A 19,301-nucleotide genomic window follows, 5' to 3' on the forward strand; every position below is an offset into this window, starting at 1 on the left:
CCCAACGCACGTTACCGGGCGTCTTCGCTCGCTACGTTTTCAGACTCCCTGTAAACTGCGCGGGTTTTTAGCCCCCCATTCCACCGGAGCCGTCCATGTCCCGCGTTACCCTGAGTCGCTATTTGATTGAGCAGACCCGCAGCAATAACACTCCTGCCGATCTGCGTTTCCTGATCGAAGTGGTGGCGCGTGCCTGCAAGGAGATCAACCACGCCGTGTCCAAAGGCGCCCTGGGTGGTGTTCTGGGCAGCATGGGCACCGAAAACGTGCAGGGCGAAGTGCAGAAGAAGCTCGACGTGATCTCCAACGAGATCCTGCTCGAAGCCAACGAATGGGGCGGTCACCTGGCCGGCATGGCGTCCGAAGAAATGGACAATGCCTACCAGATCCCGGGCAAATACCCGAAAGGCGCGTACCTGCTGGTATTCGACCCACTGGACGGTTCGTCGAACATCGACATCAACGCCCCGGTCGGCACCATCTTCTCGGTACTGCGTTGCCCGAATGAATACCTGAGCCAGAACGAGCCGCTGAACGAGAAAGCGTTCCTGCAGCCGGGCACCCAACAGGTTGCCGCCGGTTACGCGATCTACGGTCCACAGACCATGCTGATCCTGACCTTGGGCGACGGCGTCAAAGGCTTCACCCTGGACCGTGAAATGGGCAGCTTCGTGCTGACTCACGAAAACATCACCATTCCTGAATCGACCCAGGAATTCGCCATCAACATGTCCAACCAGCGTCACTGGGAAGCCCCGGTACAACGTTACGTCGGCGAGCTGCTGGCCGGTGAAGAAGGTCCGCTGAAAAAGAACTACAACATGCGTTGGGTCGCGGCGATGGTTGCCGACGTGCACCGCATCCTGACCCGTGGCGGTCTGTTCATGTACCCGCGCGACAGCCGTGAGCCATCCAAGCCAGGCAAACTGCGTCTGATGTACGAAGCCAACCCGATGTCGTTCCTGGTGGAACAAGCGGGCGGCGCGTCCACCGACGGTCACCAGCGCATCCTCGACATTCAGCCGGAAGGCCTGCACCAGCGCGTAGCGGTGTTCCTCGGCTCGAAAGAAGAAGTCGCACGCGCTACGGCCTACCACAAGGAATAAACCATGACCGCGCCCTGGCAGCCGTTGCTCGACTGGTGGTTCGGACAAGCCGAATCACCGGACGACATTTCGGCTGACAAGGGCAAGTTGTGGTTCGGTAAGCGAGACAGCCAAGACCTCGAAGCGCAGACGCGTTTCGGGGTCTTTGTCGATCAGGCCCTGGCCGGCGAATTGACCGAGTGGACGCAACGTCCCGAAGGTTGGCTGGCGGTAGTGCTGCTGCTCGATCAACTGCCACGAATGATTTTTCGTGATACCCCCAAAGCCTTCTCCGGCGATCTGCGCGCACAGAAACTCGTCGCGCAAGGTATTGCTGCGGATTTTGATCGGCAGTTGAAACCGATCCAGCGTGTGTTCATTTATCTGGTGTTCGAACACTGCGAAAACCTCGCGGTGCAGAATGAGGCGGTTTCCAGATTTATCGAACTGGTGGCTGAACAGCCGGAAGCGGAGCGGTCGGTGTTTGCCGACAATCTGGATTATGCCGAGCGGCATCAAAAGGTGATTGCACGGTTTGGCCGGTTTCCGCATCGCAATGCGGTGTTGGGGCGGGAGTCTACGGCTGAGGAGTTGGTGTTTCTTTCCGAACCTGGGTCAAGGTTTTAAGGGCTTACCCTCACCCTAGCCCTCTCCCGGAGGGAGAGGGGACTGACCGAGGTGGATGTTGGAGGTACATCGACTTGAGATATCGAGTCGAACTCAGGTCTGGAACATCCCCCGATCGGCTCCCTTTCCCCCTCGCCCCCCTGGGGGAGAGGGCTGGGGTGAGGGGGTAAGGCTCTTGATCTTCAGATGCGGAAGCTGCCGACCAATTGCTTCAGGCGCGCCGCCTGCTGCTCCAGATCCGAGCACGCCCGCAACGTCGCCTGCAAGTTCTCCACACCTTCCTGATTCAGCGTGTTGATCTCGTTGATATCGACATTGATCGACTCGACTACAGCGGTCTGCTCTTCCGTCGCCGTGGCCACCGACTGGTTCATCCCGTCGATTTCGCCGATACGCTGAGTCACGCTGCCCAACCGCTCGCCCGCCTGGTTGGCGATGCCGACGCTGTTTTCGCTTTCGCGCTGGCTCTCGGTCATGATGCTGACCGCCTGACGCGCGCCGACCTGCAGCTCTTCGATCATCTTCTGCACTTGCTGCGCCGAATCCTGGGTGCGGTGCGCCAGGTTGCGCACTTCATCGGCGACCACGGCGAAACCACGACCGGCTTCACCCGCCCGCGCCGCTTCGATCGCGGCGTTGAGCGCGAGCAGGTTGGTCTGCTGGGAAATGCTGGTGATCACTTCGAGAATCTGGCCGATGTTCACCGTGTTGCTGTTCAGTGTTTCGATGTTGCCACACGAATCGCTGATCTTCGCCGACAGCTGCTGCATGGCCTGGATGGTTTTATCCACCACCTGCTGACCGTCGACCGCGAGGCTGCGCGCATCGCTGGAATGCTGCGAGGCGAGGGCGGCGTTCTGGGCGATTTCCTGGGCGGCGGCGCCGAGCTGATTGATTGCGGCGGCGACGCTGTTGGTGCGGGTGGCTTGCTGGTCGGAGTTGTACATTGACGAGTTCGACGCGGCGACCACGCGCAGGGCGACTTCGTTGACCTGGCCGGTGGCCGAGGACACTTCGCGGATCGAGGTGTGGATGCGCTCGACGAAGCGGTTGAACGAAGTGCCCAGCGCGCCGAATTCGTCGTTGCCGTGAATCACCAGACGTTTGGTCAGGTCGCCTTCGCCTTCAGCGATGTCGTGCATCGCGCGGCCCATGGTCAGCAACGGCTGCATCAGCACGCGGATCAACATGCCGAGCAGGGCGATGATGATCACCACCGCGATGACCATGGCGATCAGCGCCGAGGTGCGGAACTCGCTGAGCATCGAAAACGCGGTGTCTTTGTCCAGCACCAGCGCCACATACCAGTTGGCCGACGGCACGCCGTTGACGTGGGTGAAGGAGATCAACTGCGTCTTGCCGTCGAACTCGACTTCCTTCAGGCCCGGGCTGACTTTCGGCGCACCGTTTGGATAGGCTTCGGCGAGAGTCTTGAGCACCAGTTTGCTGTCCGGGTGGATCAGGATCTTGCCCTCGCTGCTGACGATGAACGCGTGGCCGTGGCCGCCGAAGTTCAGCGAGTTGATGATCGCGCTGACGCTGGTCAGATCGATGTCGGCACCGGCGACGCCGAGCATCTGGCCCTGGCGCTGCACCGGCGTGGCGACGGTGATCACCAGTTTGCCCGAGGACGCGGCGATATACGGTTCGGTAACGATGGTCTGCTGCGCGCTGTTGGCGGCTTTGTACCAGCCGCGTGCGCGTGGATCGTAATCCGGCGCGCGGTTGCCGGCCGGTACCGAGAACATTACGCCGTCAGCACCACCGAAGTAGCTGAGCTGGAAATTGCCGGTGTAAGCGGGCAGGTCGATGATGCGTTTCAGACTGGCGGGGGCGTTACCGTCGACAGTCACTTGTTGCGACAGCGATTGCAGCAACTGAATGCGGCTTTCCAGCCAGGTCTGAATGTTGCTGGTGGTCAGGCTGCCCAGTTCCTGCATCGACGCTTCGGTGCTGCTGCTCAGGGCTTCGCGCTGTCGATAGTCGTTGAAGAAAATGAAACAGGCGAACGCAACGGCCACCACGAGGGCGGCAGCCAACAAGATCTTGTGGCTGAATTTCATGTTTCTGGTCATCGAATGAACTACCGCGAAGGGGCTGGTCAAGAAAGGGCGGCAATTTGCCACACTCGGGGGCTTTGCGCTGCTCTTATTTCGACCGCGGAGCGCCAAAGATTAGGCGTCTTTTGCGAAAGGCGACGAAATGCTCAATAGCCCTACAAAGTGTCTGATTTATCGGCAAAAGCCGGACGGGCGGGCTAATAAATAGCCCTTCACCCACGGAACCAGATGAGGGTTTTCTCTTCTAAGCTTCTGGTTGGCACCATGCCATCCCCCCTCGTTCCAGGAGTTACACCATGTCGCTGCGATCTATCGCCCTTCTGTCGTTTTGCGTGCTGTTGGCCGCATGCAGCAAGGTCAATCAGGAAAACTATTCGAAGCTCTCGGCCGGCATGGCCAAGGCCGAAGTCGAGACCCTGCTCGGCAAACCGACTGATTGCTCGGGCGCGCTCGGCATGTCCAGTTGCACCTGGGGCGACAAGAACAGCTTTATCAGCGTGCAGTACGCCGGTGACAAAGTGCTGATGTTTTCCGGCCAAGGCCTGAAGTAAACCGGGGCTTCGCGCCCACGGAGAAGAAAAATGAAGCGGTTATTGCTGATCCTTTTTGCCGGCCTGGTACTGGCCGGCTGCGCCACTTCCGGCGTCGACCCGTTGGCGCCGAAAACCGTCAACAGCGTCAATCTCAAGCGCTATCAGGGCACTTGGTATGAGCTGGCGCGCTTGCCGATGTATTTCCAGCGCAATTGCGCGCAGTCCGAAGCTCATTACACCCTTAAGCCTGACGGTAATGTCGCGGTGCTCAATCGCTGCCTGACCCCGGACTGGCAATGGGAAGAAGTGAAGGGCACGGCTTCTCCACAGGTGCCGGGTAAAACCGACAAATTGTGGGTCGAGTTCGATACCTGGTTCTCGCGTCTGATTCCGGGTGTGGCGAAAGGCGAATACTGGGTGTTGTACGTCAGCGATGACTACAAGACCGCCATCGTCGGCGACCCGAGTCGCAAGTACATGTGGTTGTTGTCGCGCACGCCGACCGTTAATGGTGTGGTGCGTGAAGAACTGCTGAGCAAGGCGCGTCAGCAGGGCTATGACACCACGCGCTTGATCTGGCGGGCATCGGATCGGCAGATGGCCAAGACCTCGAATTAAGCATCGCCACAAATCAAATGTGGGAGCGAGCCTGCTCGCGAAGGGGGCGTGTCAGTTAACGAAAATGTTGACTGATACCACCGCTTTCGCGAGCAGGCTCGCTCCCACATTTTTGTTTTGTGTCAGCCTAAAAGGTCGCGCAGGACCTGGGTGAACGCGCGCGCACTGTCCTCTTCCCCTGCATGCCGACCATCGCGCACAACCCACTGGCCATTGACCAGCACATCGCGCACTTGGCGATCGCCACCGGCAAACAACCAGCGATTCAAAATCCCGTCACCGCTGGCGGTCGCCAGATACGGATCGCTGCCATCGAGCACAATCCAGTCCGCCCGCTTGCCAACTTCCAGCGCACCAACCGGCTGACCCATCGCTTGCGCACCGCCATCCAGCGCTGCGTCATACAGTGTGCGTCCGACCATCGGCTGATCCGCGCCATACAAGCGATTACGCCGCTGATCGCGCAGACGCTGACCGTATTCCAGCCAGCGCAGCTCTTCCACCACACTGAGCGACACATGGCTGTCGGAACCGATGCCCATGCGTCCGCCCTGCGCGAGGAAATCCACCGCCGGGAAAATCCCGTCGCCCAAATTGGCTTCGGTGGTCAGACACAGACCGGCGATGGCGCGACTCTTGGCCATCAGCGTCACTTCTTCCGGGTTGGCGTGGGTCGCGTGGACCAGGCACCAGCGCTGATCGACTTCGGCATTTTCGTACAGCCATTGCAGCGGGCGACGACCGCTCCAGCTCAGGCAGTCATCGACTTCTTTCTGCTGCTCGGCAATGTGAATATGCACCGGGCATTGCTTGTCGCTGGCCGCCAAGACTTCGCTGATCTGCTGTGGCGTGACCGCGCGTAACGAGTGGAAACACAGACCCAGCGATTGCGCCTTTTGCTGCGCCAATAACGGCTGCAAACGTGATTGCAGATTCAGGTAATTTTCGGTGCTGTTGATAAAGCGGCGCTGGCCGTCATTCGGCGTCTGGCCGCCAAAACCGGAGTGGCTGTAGAGCACTGGCAGCAGGGTCAGACCGATGCCGCTTTCGCTCGCGGCCTGGCTGATGCGCAACGCCAGTTCAGCCGGATCGGCGTAAGGCTGGCCATTGCTGTCGTGGTGCACATAGTGAAATTCGGCGACAGAGGTGTAACCGGCCTTGAGCATTTCGATGTACAGCTGACGGGCGATCACGCCGAGCTGATCCGGGCTGATTTTTCCGACGAGCCGATACATCAGATCGCGCCAGGTCCAGAAACTGTCGTTCGGATTGCCGGCCACTTCAGCCAGCCCCGCCATCGCCCGCTGGAAAGCATGCGAGTGCAGATTGGGCATCCCCGGCAACAACGGCCCGCTTAGTCGCTCGGCGCCATCTGCGGTGGAATCGGCCTGGATTTGGGTCAGCAGGCCCTCGGCGCTGACCTCAAGACGTACATTGTTGGCCCATCCGTTAGGCAGCAGCGCGCGTTCGGCAAAGAAGGCGGACATGGTTCAGCACCCCATCGTGTGTTATTTGTATATACATATACAGACGTTTGCCTGCCCGGTAAACTCCGGCAAGCTAGCCACTTTCATCCAATGAACAGGGATCCACCGTGCCGACTCCGCCTCCAGTCTCCCCGTTGGCCGCGAACATGGGCGACAGTCCGGCGCCCTTGTACGCCCGCGTCAAACAGATGATCACCCAGCAGATCGACAGCGGAAACTGGCCGCCGCACTACCGCGTGCCGTCCGAAAGCGAGCTGGTCAATCAACTCGGTTTCAGCCGCATGACCATCAACCGCGCCTTGCGCGAGATGACCGCCGACGGCCTGCTGGTGCGCATGCAGGGCGTCGGCACGTTTGTCGCCGAACCGAAGAGCCAATCCGCGCTGTTCGAAGTGCACAACATCGCCGACGAAATCGCCTCCCGTGGCCATCGCCACACCTGCCAGGTCATTACCCTCGAAGAAGAGGCCGCCGGTTCCGAGCGCGCGCTGGCGCTGGACATGCGCGAAGGGCAGAAGGTGTTCCACTCGCTGATCGTGCACTACGAAAACGACATTCCGGTGCAAATCGAAGACCGTTTCGTCAATGCACTGGTCGCCCCGGAATACCTCAAGCAGGACTTCACCCTGCAAACGCCGTACGCCTATTTGAACCAGGTCGCGCCGCTGACCGAAGGCGAGCACGTGGTTGAAGCGATCCTCGCCGAATCGTCTGAATGCAAGCTGTTGCAGATTGAAAAGGGCGAGCCGTGCTTGCTGATTCGTCGCCGCACGTGGTCGGGGCGTCAGCCGGTGACGGCGGCTCGATTGATTCACCCGGGTTCCCGCCATCGTCTGGAAGGGCGCTTTCATAAATGAGTGCACTCAAGGTTTTACGAGCCGAAGGCTACCCGCGCATGCCGTGGAAAAACGGCGGCGGCAGCACCGAAGAAATCACCCGTGATGCCGGGGCAGGGCTGGACGGGTTTGGCTGGCGCCTGTCGATTGCCGACATCGCCGAGTCGGGCGGTTTCTCGACGTTCGCCGGTTATCAACGAGTGATTACGGTGTTGCAGGGTGACGGCATGACCCTGTGCGTCGATGGCGACGATACGCGGCCGCTGTTACCGCTCGACCCGTTTGCCTTCAGCGGCGAGAGCCAAGTGTCCTGCACACTGCTCGGCGGTGCGATTCGTGACTTCAACCTGATCTACGCGCCACAGCGTTACAGCGCGCGGTTGCAGTGGCTGGACGGTGAGCAGCGATTCTTCAGCTCGGCGGGGACGGTGTTGGTGTTCAGTGTCAGTGAGCTGTTGGAAGTGCAGGTCGGTGACACCACTTCGCAACTCGGTCGCCATGATTGCCTGCAACTGGACGGTAACGCCGGACTGGTTGAAGTCACCACCAATGCCGCTTGCTGCGTAATCGAACTCCTCCAAAACTGAACGCAACCCTCTGTGGCGAGGGAGCTTGCTCCCGCTGGAGGCCGAAGGACTCCCAATTCCGGTACACACCGATTTGGGGCCGCTTCGCAGCCCAGCGGGAGCAAGCTCCCTCGCCACAGTTGCATTCACACTTCCTGTTTCCATCCTCGCACCAACTTGTTACCGAACGCCCCAGCGTGGCGCAAAATCATGCCTTCGTAACCATCCCCAACCTCATCGATCAATACCCACGAAAAATTTCATCCGCGCCAGAACCCTTGATTCAGGCGCTCTCCAGCCCTGCACGCAATTTTTCTTGAACGCCCCTCCCACAAGTTGGCCGCTTGATTGCATATGCTTGTATGTACAAGTAAAGACGTATGCGTATGAGTCGCTCGAGACTCTCCGCAGCGTCCACTGATTCGCTTGTCGCGCATCGAAGCGCACAGGCTGCTTGCCCACCGCCAGGGTTGGTTTGAATTGATCGCTGAGGAGTCTCTTTCGTGACTGATAACAAAATGACTAAGTTTCGCGACGTCGAAATCCGTGCCGCCCGCGGCAACAAGCTGACCGCCAAGAGCTGGCTGACCGAAGCGCCGCTGCGCATGCTGATGAACAACCTCGACCCGGAAGTCGCCGAGAACCCGAAAGAGCTGGTGGTTTACGGTGGTATCGGTCGCGCCGCGCGTAACTGGGAGTGCTACGACAAGATCGTCGAAAGCCTGACCAATCTGAACGACGACGAGACCCTGCTGGTGCAATCCGGCAAGCCGGTCGGCGTGTTCAAGACCCACAGCAACGCCCCACGCGTACTGATCGCCAACTCAAACCTGGTGCCGCACTGGGCGAGCTGGGAGCACTTCAACGAACTCGACGCCAAAGGTCTGGCCATGTACGGCCAGATGACCGCCGGCAGCTGGATCTACATCGGCAGCCAGGGCATCGTTCAAGGCACCTACGAAACCTTCGTTGAAGCCGGTCGCCAGCACTACAACGACAACCTCACCGGCAAGTGGGTGTTGACCGCTGGCCTCGGTGGCATGGGCGGCGCACAACCGCTGGCGGCAACCCTGGCCGGCGCTTGCTCGCTGAACATCGAATGCCAACAAGTGAGTATCGATTTCCGCCTGAAAAGCCGTTACGTCGACGAGCAAGCCAAAGACCTCGACGACGCCCTGGCGCGCATCGACAAATACACCAAAGAAGGCAAAGCGATCTCCATCGCCCTGCTGGGTAACGCCGCAGAAATTCTCCCGGAACTGGTCAAGCGCGGCCTGCGCCCGGACATGGTCACCGACCAGACCAGCGCCCACGACCCGCTCAACGGTTACCTGCCCGCCGGCTGGACCTGGGACGAATACCGCGCCCGCGCCAAGACCGAGCCGGCCGCTGTGATCAGAGCCGCCAAGCAGTCGATGGCCGTGCACGTCAAAGCCATGCTGGAATTCCAGAAACAAGGCATTCCAACCTTCGACTACGGCAACAACATCCGTCAGATGGCGCAGGAAGAAGGCGTCGAAAACGCGTTCGACTTCCCAGGTTTCGTACCGGCTTACATCCGTCCTTTGTTCTGCCGTGGCATCGGCCCGTTCCGTTGGGCGGCACTGTCGGGCGATCCGCAAGACATCTACAAAACCGACGCCAAGGTCAAAGAGCTGATCCCGGACGACGCCCACCTGCACAACTGGCTGGACATGGCCCGCGAGCGCATCAGCTTCCAGGGTCTGCCGGCACGTATCTGCTGGGTCGGCCTGGGCCTGCGCGCCAAGCTCGGCCTGGCCTTCAACGAGATGGTGCGCAGCGGTGAGCTGTCGGCGCCGATCGTCATCGGTCGCGACCACCTCGACTCCGGCTCGGTCGCAAGCCCCAACCGTGAAACCGAATCGATGCAGGACGGTTCCGACGCTGTGTCCGACTGGCCACTGCTTAACGCTTTGCTGAATACCGCGAGCGGCGCGACCTGGGTTTCGCTGCACCACGGCGGCGGCGTCGGCATGGGCTTCTCGCAGCACTCGGGCATGGTGATTGTCTGCGACGGTACGGACGAAGCGGCCGAGCGCATTGCCCGCGTGCTGCACAACGACCCGGCCACCGGTGTCATGCGCCACGCCGATGCCGGTTACCAGATCGCCATCGACTGCGCCAAGGAACAGGGGCTGAACCTGCCGATGATTACCGGTAAATAAACGCACAACCCTGTGGGAGCGAGCCTGCTCGCGAATGCGGTCTGTCAGCCAACACATCTGTTGAATGTGCTGACGCCTTCGCGAGCAGGCTCGCTCCCACAGTAGTGCGCAAGACGCTCAGTGAACTCGAATAACAATCCACAGAGGTTGAATCATGGCTGTTAACACCGATCGTGCAGGCAACAAACCGTTGATCGAAAGGCGTTCGATCGACTACATCCCGGAAGCGGAAAGACACGGTCGTCTGTTTAGCCAGTTCACCCTGTGGATGGGTGCCAACCTGCAAATCACCGCGATTGTCACCGGGGCATTGGCCGTGGTGCTGGGCGGTGATGTGTTCTGGTCGCTGATCGGTCTGTTGATCGGTCAATTGCTCGGCGGCGGGGTGATGGCGCTGCATGCCGCGCAAGGGCCGAAACTCGGTCTGCCGCAGATGATCTCAAGCCGCGTGCAGTTTGGAGTTTACGGCGCGGCGATCCCGATTGTGCTGGTGTGCCTGATGTACCTCGGTTTCACCGCGACGGGCACGGTACTTTCCGGCCAGGCGCTGGGCCAGTTGTTTGGCGTTAGCGACACCGTCGGCATTCTGCTTTTCGCCAGTGTCATCGTGGTGGTCACGGTGCTCGGTTATCGGGTGATCCACTGGATCGGCCGTGTCGCCAGTGTCATCGGCGTGATCGCTTTCGTTTATCTGTTCAGCCGTCTGATCAGTCAGGTTGACGTCGGCGCACTTCTGCAAATCCGTCATTTCAGCTGGAGCAGCTTCCTGCTCGCGGTATCGCTTGCCGCGTCCTGGCAGATCGCTTTCGGCCCGTACGTGGCTGACTATTCCCGTTACCTGCCGAGCAAGACGTCGGCGGTAAAAACTTTCTTCGCTGCGGGTGCCGGTTCGGTTATTGGCGCACAGGTGGCGATGGTCCTCGGCGTCTTCGCGGCCGCTTCGGCCAACGGTCAATTCGCCGGTCACGAAGTCGCCTACATCGTCGGTCTGGGCGGCACTGGTGCCACCGCTGCGCTGCTGTACTTCAGCATCGCGTTCGGCAAGGTGACCATCTCGACGCTGAACTCCTACGGCAGTTTCATGTGCATCGCAACCATCATCAGTGGTTTCAAAGGCCACCTGACCGTTACGCGCATGCAGCGTCTGGTGTTCGTGCTGGTGATCGTCGGTGCAGCGACCCTGATCGCGTTGCTCGGTCAGCATTCGTTCCTCGGGGCGTTCAAGTCTTTCATCCTGTTCCTGCTCGCGTTTTTCACACCGTGGAGCGCGATCAATCTGGTCGACTACTACTGCATCACCCGTGAGCGCTACGACGTGCCGGCGCTGGCCGATCCGAAGGGCCGCTACGGTCGCTGGAACCTGCTCGGCATCAGCGTTTATGTGTTCGGTGTGCTGGTGCAGCTGCCGTTCATCTCCACCAAGTTCTACACCGGCCCGCTGGTGGCGGCCCTCGGTGATGTGGATATCTCCTGGATCATCGGTCTGGTGCTGCCGGCCGTCGTCTATTACGTGTGCGCAAAAAAATGGCACAGCGCGGTACCCGATCAACTGATTCTGCCGGTCGAGCAGAACAGCGTTGTACAACCTAAAACAAGCGGGGCCGGTCGCGCTGCGGCGCAGGCCTGATTGGACGTGGACAGGGCTGGATGCCTCTTGACTGCCGTAAGCCAATTCATGATTAGGAGCGTCACAACAATGAAATCGAACAAGACCCTGCTGACCACATTGCTGTCCATGGGCCTGTTGGCCAGTGCCGGTGCAACGCAAGCCGCCGGCTGGTGCGAATCGGGCAAACCGGTGAAATTCGCCGGGCTGAACTGGGAAAGCGGCATGCTCCTGACCGACGTCCTGCAAGTGGTGCTGGAGAAAGGCTACGACTGCAAGACCGACAGTTTGCCGGGCAACTCCATCACCATGGAAAACGCCCTGAGCAGCAACGATATTCAAGTGTTCGCCGAAGAGTGGGTCGGCCGCAGCGAGGTCTGGAACAAGGCCGAGAAGGCCGGCAAGGTCGTCGGTGTCGGCGCACCTGTGGTGGGCGCTGTCGAAGGCTGGTACGTGCCACGTTACGTGATCGAAGGCGACGCCAAGCGCAAGCTGGAACCGAAAGCCCCGGACCTGAAAAACATCGCTGACCTGGGCAAATACGCCGCCGTGTTCAAGGATGCCGAAGAGCCATCCAAGGGTCGCTTCTACAACTGCCCGGCCGGCTGGACCTGCGAACTCGACAACAGCGAAATGCTGAAAAGCTACGGCCTGGAAAGCAGCTACACCAACTTCCGCCCGGGCACCGGCCCGGCGCTGGATGCGGCAGTGCTGTCGAGCTACAAGCGCGGCGAGCCGATCCTGTTCTACTACTGGTCGCCAACCCCGCTGATGGGCCAGGTGGATCTGGTCAAGCTTGAAGAAAAACCCGGCGTCGACAAGACCGTGAGCATCAAGGTTGGCCTGTCGAAGACCTTCCACGAACAGGCGCCGGAACTGGTCGCCGTGCTGGAAAAGGTCAACCTGCCGATCGACCTGCTAAACCAGAACCTGGGTCGCATGGCCAAGGAGCGTATCGAGTCGCCAAAACTGGCGAAAATCTTCCTCAAGGAACATCCTGAGGTCTGGCATGCGTGGGTCAGTGACGACGCAGCCAAGAAAATCGACGCGGCGCTGTAGGTCGATACCTCCCGGTCAACCGTGAGGCAGGCCGGGAGATATGCCGTAAACGCTTGATTGAGATTTCTGATTGAGAGCCGCTTATGTTTCCCGAAAGCTTTACCTTTTCCATCGCCGACTGGGTCAACGGTTGGGTCGATTCGCTGGTCACCAATTACGGTGATGTGTTCCGCCATATCTCCGACACGCTGCTGTGGGCCATCGTCAACCTCGAAGGCCTGCTGCGCGCAGCGCCGTGGTGGCTGATGCTGGCGATCGTCGGTGTGGTTGCCTGGCACGCCACGCGCAAAGTCGTGACCACGGCGGTCATCGTCGGTTTGTTGTTCCTGGTTGGCGCCGTTGGCCTGTGGGACAAGCTCATGCAAACGCTGGCGCTGATGATGGTCGCGACGATCATTTCGGTGCTGATCGGCATCCCGCTAGGGATTCTCTCGGCGCGCAGCAATCGCCTGCGTTCGGTGCTGATGCCGCTGCTCGACATCATGCAAACCATGCCAAGTTTCGTGTACCTGATCCCGGTGCTGATGCTGTTCGGCCTGGGCAAGGTGCCGGCGATTTTCGCTACCGTTATCTATGCCGCGCCGCCGCTGATTCGCCTGACTGATCTGGGCATTCGCCAGGTTGACGGCGAAGTGATGGAAGCGATCAACGCCTTCGGTGCCAACCGCTGGCAGCAGCTGTTCGGCGTGCAACTGCCGCTGGCGCTGCCAAGCATCATGGCCGGGATCAACCAGACCACCATGATGGCCCTGTCGATGGTGGTGATCGCCTCGATGATCGGCGCCCGTGGTCTGGGTGAAGATGTGCTGGTGGGGATTCAGACCCTCAACGTCGGACGGGGCCTCGAAGCCGGTCTGGCGATCGTGATTCTCGCAGTGGTCATCGACCGCATTACTCAGGCGTACGGTCGGCCACGGCATGAGGTGAGCAAATGAGCAACGCAACCGTGAGCAAGATCGAAGTCAAAAACGTCTTCAAGATTTTCGGCAACCGCGCCAAGGATGCGCTGGCCATGGTTGGTCAGGGCAAGACCAAGGATCAGGTGCTGAGCGAAACCGGTTGCGTGGTCGGCGTTAACGACCTGTCGCTGAGCATCGGCACCGGCGAAATCTTCGTGATCATGGGCCTGTCCGGTTCCGGCAAATCGACGCTGGTGCGCCACTTCAACCGGCTGATCGACCCAACCAGCGGCGCAATCCTTGTCGACGGCGTCGACATCCTGCAATACGACATGGATGCCCTGCGCGAATTTCGTCGGCACAAGATCAGCATGGTGTTCCAGAGCTTCGGCCTGTTGCCGCACAAGACTGTGCTCGACAACGTCGCCTACGGCCTGAAAGTCCGTGGCGAGAGCAAGCAAATGTGCGCGGAACGCGCGCTGCACTGGATCAACACCGTAGGCCTCAAGGGCTACGAAAACAAATACCCGCACCAGCTCTCCGGCGGCATGCGCCAGCGTGTTGGTCTGGCCCGCGCTTTGGCGGCGGACACCGACATCATCCTGATGGACGAAGCGTTCAGTGCGCTGGATCCGCTGATCCGCGCCGAGATGCAGGACCAGTTGCTGGAGCTGCAGAAGACATTGCACAAGACCATCGTCTTTATCACCCATGACCTCGACGAGGCGGTGCGTATCGGCAACCGCATCGCGATTCTCAAGGATGGGCGACTGATTCAGGTCGGCACGCCACGCGAGATCCTGCATTCGCCGGCGGATGAGTATGTTGACCGGTTTGTTCAACGGCGTGCGGCGGTGGTTTAACAGACTTGCGGTGAGGCTGGCGGCCCCTTCGCGAGCAAGCTCGCTCCCACAGGAGACCGCATTCCAATGTGGGAGCGAGCTTGCTCGCGAAGGGGCCGGCAGGCCTGCATCAATACTACGGTTGAGGTTTTAGATGTCCCAGGCTGAAAAAATCGTTATCACCGGCGATCATCTGCGTTGGCAGGACGTGGTCGCCGTCGCCCGTCACGGCGCTCAACTCGAACTGTCGAGCGACACCTGGGCGCGCATCGAAAACGCGCAAGGCATCGTCCAGCGCATCGTCGAAAGCGGCGAGCGCGCCTATGGCGTCAATACCGGCCTGGGTGGTTTGTCCAACGTTTCGCTTAAAGACGAACAACTCAGCCAGCTCTCGCGCAACACCTTGCTCAGCCATGCCTGCGGCGTCGGCCCGGTGCTCGCCGAAGAGCAGACCCGCGCCATAATCTGCGCGGCGATCCACAACTACAGCCACGGCAAATCCGGCATTCATCGCCGGGTCGTCGAAGCGCTGCTGGCGCTGCTCAATCGCGGCATCACCCCGCAAGTGCCGTCGCAAGGTTCGGTGGGCTATCTGACGCACATGGCGCACATCGGCATCACGCTGCTCGGCGTTGGCAATGTCAGCTATCGCGGGCAGATCACTTCGGCGCAACAGGCGCTGGCCGAAGAAGGCCTGCAACCGGTGCAGCTCGGCGCGAAGGACGGTTTGTGTCTGGTCAACGGCACGCCATGCATGACCGGCCTCAGCTGTCTGGCGATTGCCGATGCCACGCGTCTGGTGCAGTGGGCCGATGTCATCGGTGCGATGAGTTTCGAGGCGCAGCGCGGTCAGATCGACGCGTTCGACGCCGAGATCATCGCGTTGAAACCGCACCCGGGCATGCAGCACGTCGGCATCAATTTGCGCGCGCTGCTCGATGGCAGCGAAGTGATCGCCTCGAGTAAAGGCATTCGCACTCAGGATGCGTTAAGCATCCGTTCGATTCCGCAGGTGCATGGCGCCGCGCGCGATCAACTGGAGCATGCGCTCAAACAGGTCGAAGCCGAACTCAACGGCTGCACCGACAACCCGCTGTTGCTGGGGACACCGGGCAATTTCCGGGTGATGTCGCAAGCCAACCCGCATGGCCAATCGGTGGCGATGGCGGCCGATTTGCTGGCGATTGCCATGGCCGAAATCGGCTCGATTGCCGAGCGTCGCCTCGATCGTCTGGTCAACCCGCACGTCAGTGGTTTGCCGGCGTTTCTGGTGGCCAATCCGGGGGTTAACTCGGGGATGATGATCGTCCAGTACGTTGCCGCGTCGCTGTGCGCGGAAAACCGCCAATTGGCGCAACCGGCGGTGCTCGACAACTACATCACTTCGGGTCTGCAGGAAGACCATCTGAGCATGGGCACCAACGCTGCGCTGAAACTGCATCGCGCTTTGGAAAACTGCACGCAGATCCTCGCCATCGAATATTTGCTGGCGGCGCAGGCGTTTGAATTCCTCAAGGAACAACGCTTCGGCGCGGGCACCGATATCGCTTGGCGACTGCTGCGCGAAAAAGTCCCGGCCTATGATCAGGATCGTTGGCTGGCGCCGGATATCGCTGCCGCTGCGAGCGTGTTGAAAGCCCCGAATCTGCTGCGCAACGTTTTACCGAATTTGCACTGAAAAATACCCACGCCAGCGTGCCAAGGCGCGACTCCCCAAAAGGCGAGACGCGACGGACAACGGACATCTCCGGAGCGTCTGGCGAGTTAATAACAAACTCTCAAAAGGAGCACAAAATGACTGCGCTGAACCTGATTCCCGGCCAACTGAGCCTGGCCCAACTGCGTGACGTCTACCAGAACCCGGTCAAGCTGACGCTCGACAACAGCGCATCGCAGCAGATCGAAGCCAGCGTCGCCTGCGTCGAGCAGATCCTCGCCGAGAACCGCATCGCCTACGGCATCAACACCGGTTTCGGCCTGCTGGCCTCGACGCGCATTGCCAGCGAAGACCTGGAAAACCTGCAGCGCTCGCTGGTGTTGTCCCATGCCGCCGGTGTTGGCGTGCCGATCAGCGATGAGCTGGTGCGTTTGATCATGGTGCTCAAGGTCAACAGCCTCAGCCGTGGCTTTTCCGGCATTCGCCGTGTGGTGATTGATGCGCTGATCGCGCTGATCAATGCCGAGGTCTATCCGCACATTCCGCTGAAAGGTTCGGTGGGCGCGTCGGGCGACCTGGCGCCGTTGGCGCACATGTCGCTGGTGCTGCTGGGAGAGGGCAAGGCGCGCTACAAGGGTGAGTGGATGGAAGCTACTGAAGCGCTGAAAGTCGCCGGCCTGACGCCGCTGACTTTAGCGGCTAAAGAAGGTCTGGCGCTGCTCAACGGCACGCAGGTTTCCACCGCGTTTGCATTGCGTGGTCTGTTTGAAGGTGAAGATCTGTTTGCCGGTGCCTTGGCGCTGGGTGGTCTGACGGTTGAAGCTGTTTTGGGTTCGCGCTCGCCGTTCGATGCGCGCATTCATGCGGCGCGTGGCCAGAAAGGTCAGATCGACGCCGCCGCGGCTTACCGCGATCTGCTCGGTGAGCGCAGCGAAGTTTCTGATTCGCATCAGAACTGCGAGAAGGTTCAGGATCCGTACTCGCTGCGCTGCCAGCCGCAAGTCATGGGCGCTTGCCTGACCCAGTTCCGTCAGGCGGCTGAAGTGCTCGCGGTTGAAGCCAACGCCGTTTCCGATAACCCGCTGGTCTTCGCCGCTGAAGGCGACGTGATTTCCGGTGGCAACTTCCACGCCGAACCGGTGGCCATGGCCGCCGACAACATGGCGCTGGCCATCGCCGAAATCGGCTCGCTGAGCGAACGCCGCATCTCGCTGATGATGGACAAACACATGTCGCAACTGCCGCCGTTCCTCGTCGCCAATGGCGGGGTGAACTCCGGGTTCATGATTGCTCAAGTGACCGCTGCGGCACTGGCCAGCGAGAACAAGGCATTGTCGCACCCGCATTCGGTGGACAGCCTGCCGACCTCGGCCAACCAGGAAGACCACGTTTCTATGGCGCCGGCCGCCGGCAAGCGTCTGTGGGAAATGGCTGAAAATACCCGCGGGATTCTTGCCGTGGAATGGCTGGCGGCGGTGCAGGGCCTGGATCTGCGCAATGGTCTGAAGACCTCGGCGAAGCTGGAACAGGCGCGGGCGATTTTGCGTAAGGAAGTGCCGTTCTATGAGAAGGACCGCTTTTTTGCGCCGGACATTAACGCGGCGACTGAACTGTTGGCTTCGCGGTGTTTGAGTGAGCTGGTTTCGGCGAAGTTGCTGCCTAGTTTGTAAGTGTGTTTTCAGGGGGAGTTTTGTTGTTAGTGAAATCGATCCCCCTCACCCCAGCCCTCTCCCCCAAGGGGGAGAGGGGGAAGGGAGCCGATCTTCAGGGGTTTCAGAATTTGAGTTCGGCTCAGGAATTTCAGGTCGATGTACTTCGACAGAGCAACCCGGTCAGTCCTTTTTCTTCCTGGCGTGAGAGGGAAAAGGGCGCCGATCTCGGGAAGCTTCAAGGCCTGAGTTCGACACCGAAACTCCAGGTCGATGTACCTCGACAGAACAACACGGTCAGTCCCCTCTCCCTCCGGGAGAGGGCTAGGGTGAGGGGCTTTTCAAGGCCTCCCACCAAACCAGCCCAAACGGAGGCCAACAGTGAAAACCCTCTGGCAACACTGCCACGTCGCAACCATGGCGCAAGGCGTCTACTCGATCATCGAGGACGCGGCCATCGTGACGTCCGGTGCGCTCATCGAGTGGATCGGCCCGCGTAATCAACTGCCCTCCGGCGAATACCCGGCGGTCAATGATCTGCAAGGCGCGTGGGTCACCCCCGGCCTGATTGATTGCCACACCCACACGGTGTTCGGTGGCAACCGCAGCGGCGAGTTCGAAAAACGCCTGCAAGGCGTCAGCTATGCGGAGATCGCCGCGTCCGGTGGCGGCATCGCCAGCACCGTGCGCGCGACTCGCGAAGCCACTGAAGACGAGCTGTTCGCCAGCGCCGCCAAACGCCTGAAAAGCCTGATGCGCGACGGCGTCACCACGGTCGAAATGAAGTCCGGTTACGGCCTCGATCTGGCCAACGAGCGCAAAATCCTCCGGGTCATCCGTCGTCTGCAGAAGGAGCTGCCGATCAGCGTGCGCAGCACCTGCCTCGCCGCCCATGCGTTGCCGCCGGAATACAAGGATCGCGCCGACGATTACATCAATCTGATCTGCACAGAGATGCTTCCTGCGCTGGCCGCCGAAGGTCTGGTCGATGCCGTGGATGCTTTCTGCGAATACCTGGCGTTCTCGCCTGAGCAAGTCGAGCGCGTGTTCATCGCCGCACAAAAACTCGGTCTGCCGGTGAAGCTGCACGCTGAACAGTTGTCATCGCTGCACGGCTCCAGCCTCGCTGCGCGCTATAAAGCGTTGTCCGCCGATCATCTGGAATTCATGGACGAGGCCGACGCCATTGCCATGGCCGAGTCCGACACCGTCGCGGTGCTGCTGCCGGGCGCGTTCTACTTCCTGCGTGAGACCCAGTTGCCGCCGATGGAAGCCCTGCGCAAGCACAAGGTGAAAATCGCCATCGCCAGCGACCTCAACCCCGGTACTTCGCCGGCGCTGTCGTTGCGCCTGATGCTGAACATGGCTTGCACCTGCTTTCGCATGACCCCGGAAGAAGCCTTGGCCGGCGCCACCATCCATGCGGCGCAAGCGCTGGGCATGGCTGATACTCACGGTTCGCTGGAAGTCGGCAAGGTCGCGGATTTCGTGGCCTGGCATATTGATCGTCCGGCGGATCTGGCCTATTGGCTCGGCGGCGATCTGGACAAACGCGTCGTGCGTCACGGCGTCGAATCAAGTCTGTAGGAGG

Annotated in this window: 16 protein-coding genes and 1 pseudogene; 14 read left to right on the plus strand and 3 right to left on the minus strand. The window is 60.4% G+C overall.

The features are described from left to right. Positions 1 to 95: 95 nt before the first annotated feature. Together A8O26_RS05120 and A8O26_RS05125 are read left to right on the plus strand one after the other, a co-directional pair. Entirely contained in the window at positions 96 to 1,106 is a 1,011-nt protein-coding gene (locus tag A8O26_RS05120; RefSeq protein WP_008080580.1) for a class 1 fructose-bisphosphatase, read from the plus strand. Positions 1,107 to 1,109: 3 nt separating this feature from the next. After that, positions 1,110 to 1,712, plus strand: a complete 603-nt coding sequence (locus A8O26_RS05125) for a DUF924 family protein (protein ID WP_064117055.1) — start codon at positions 1,110 to 1,112, stop codon at positions 1,710 to 1,712. A 182-nt stretch (positions 1,713 to 1,894) separates the two neighbouring features. Here the strand turns inward: A8O26_RS05125 and A8O26_RS30545 are convergent, their stop codons facing one another. Both A8O26_RS30545 and A8O26_RS30550 read right to left on the minus strand, forming a co-directional pair. Next, entirely contained in the window at positions 1,895 to 2,659 is a 765-nt protein-coding gene (locus A8O26_RS30545; RefSeq protein WP_401218698.1) for a methyl-accepting chemotaxis protein, read from the minus strand. Between the two features lie 93 nt (positions 2,660 to 2,752). Further along, a pseudogene (locus tag A8O26_RS30550) lies at positions 2,753 to 3,787 on the minus strand (HAMP domain-containing protein); the annotation flags it as partial. Between the two features lie 281 nt (positions 3,788 to 4,068). On the opposite strand from A8O26_RS30550, the gene A8O26_RS05135 reads away from it, so the two are divergent. Together A8O26_RS05135 and A8O26_RS05140 are read left to right on the plus strand one after the other, a co-directional pair. Next, a complete protein-coding gene (locus A8O26_RS05135) occupies positions 4,069 to 4,323 on the plus strand; it encodes a hypothetical protein (protein WP_007952486.1) in 255 nt (84 codons plus the stop codon). A 30-nt stretch (positions 4,324 to 4,353) separates the two neighbouring features. After that, positions 4,354 to 4,923, plus strand: coding sequence for a lipocalin family protein (locus tag A8O26_RS05140; protein WP_064117057.1), 570 nt, complete (start codon positions 4,354 to 4,356; stop codon positions 4,921 to 4,923). Between the two features lie 122 nt (positions 4,924 to 5,045). Here A8O26_RS05140 and A8O26_RS05145 read toward each other — a convergent pair whose 3' ends face one another. After that, entirely contained in the window at positions 5,046 to 6,410 is a 1,365-nt protein-coding gene (locus tag A8O26_RS05145) for a formimidoylglutamate deiminase (RefSeq protein WP_064117058.1), read from the minus strand. Between the two features lie 146 nt (positions 6,411 to 6,556). On the opposite strand from A8O26_RS05145, the gene hutC reads away from it, so the two are divergent. The 10 genes from hutC (at position 6,557) to hutI (ending at position 19,297) form a co-directional block, all read left to right on the plus strand. Beyond that, positions 6,557 to 7,267 carry a histidine utilization repressor gene (gene hutC / locus A8O26_RS05150; RefSeq protein WP_162130175.1) on the plus strand — a complete coding sequence of 237 codons (711 nt, stop codon included), beginning with the start codon at positions 6,557 to 6,559 and terminating at the stop codon, positions 7,265 to 7,267. Beyond that, on the plus strand, positions 7,264 to 7,833 hold the full coding sequence (locus A8O26_RS05155) for a HutD/Ves family protein (RefSeq protein WP_064117059.1): 570 nt from the start codon (positions 7,264 to 7,266) through the stop codon (positions 7,831 to 7,833). Before hutC ends, A8O26_RS05155 begins: the two co-directional genes overlap by 4 nt. A 497-nt stretch (positions 7,834 to 8,330) precedes the next feature. Further along, positions 8,331 to 9,998 (plus strand): urocanate hydratase, encoded by a 1,668-nt coding sequence (gene hutU, locus A8O26_RS05160; protein ID WP_172828119.1) that lies wholly within the window; start codon positions 8,331 to 8,333, stop codon positions 9,996 to 9,998. Between the two features lie 154 nt (positions 9,999 to 10,152). After that, complete coding sequence (locus tag A8O26_RS05165; RefSeq protein ID WP_064117061.1) at positions 10,153 to 11,625, plus strand: purine-cytosine permease family protein; 1,473 nt, start codon at positions 10,153 to 10,155, stop codon at positions 11,623 to 11,625. A 69-nt stretch (positions 11,626 to 11,694) separates the two neighbouring features. Next, entirely contained in the window at positions 11,695 to 12,663 is a 969-nt protein-coding gene (locus A8O26_RS05170) for an ABC transporter substrate-binding protein (RefSeq protein WP_064117062.1), read from the plus strand. An 83-nt stretch (positions 12,664 to 12,746) separates the two neighbouring features. Beyond that, complete coding sequence (locus A8O26_RS05175; RefSeq protein WP_007949591.1) at positions 12,747 to 13,598, plus strand: ABC transporter permease; 852 nt, start codon at positions 12,747 to 12,749, stop codon at positions 13,596 to 13,598. After that, positions 13,595 to 14,425, plus strand: coding sequence for a quaternary amine ABC transporter ATP-binding protein (locus A8O26_RS05180; protein WP_064117063.1), 831 nt, complete (start codon positions 13,595 to 13,597; stop codon positions 14,423 to 14,425). The genes A8O26_RS05175 and A8O26_RS05180 overlap by 4 nt, the downstream gene beginning before the upstream one ends. Before the next feature lie 133 nt (positions 14,426 to 14,558). Continuing rightward, positions 14,559 to 16,082 carry a histidine ammonia-lyase gene (gene hutH / locus A8O26_RS05185; protein ID WP_064117064.1) on the plus strand — a complete coding sequence of 508 codons (1,524 nt, stop codon included), beginning with the start codon at positions 14,559 to 14,561 and terminating at the stop codon, positions 16,080 to 16,082. Positions 16,083 to 16,198: 116 nt separating this feature from the next. After that, positions 16,199 to 17,731 carry a histidine ammonia-lyase gene (gene hutH / locus A8O26_RS05190; protein WP_064117065.1) on the plus strand — a complete coding sequence of 511 codons (1,533 nt, stop codon included), beginning with the start codon at positions 16,199 to 16,201 and terminating at the stop codon, positions 17,729 to 17,731. Between the two features lie 360 nt (positions 17,732 to 18,091). Further along, positions 18,092 to 19,297: an imidazolonepropionase gene (hutI, locus tag A8O26_RS05195; protein ID WP_064117066.1), complete on the plus strand. Its 1,206-nt coding sequence runs from the start codon at positions 18,092 to 18,094 to the stop codon at positions 19,295 to 19,297. The last annotated feature ends 4 nt before the right edge of the window (positions 19,298 to 19,301 follow it).

It is taken from the genome of Pseudomonas fluorescens (assembly GCF_001648775.1).
Lineage (GTDB): Bacteria > Pseudomonadota > Gammaproteobacteria > Pseudomonadales > Pseudomonadaceae > Aquipseudomonas > Aquipseudomonas fluorescens_M.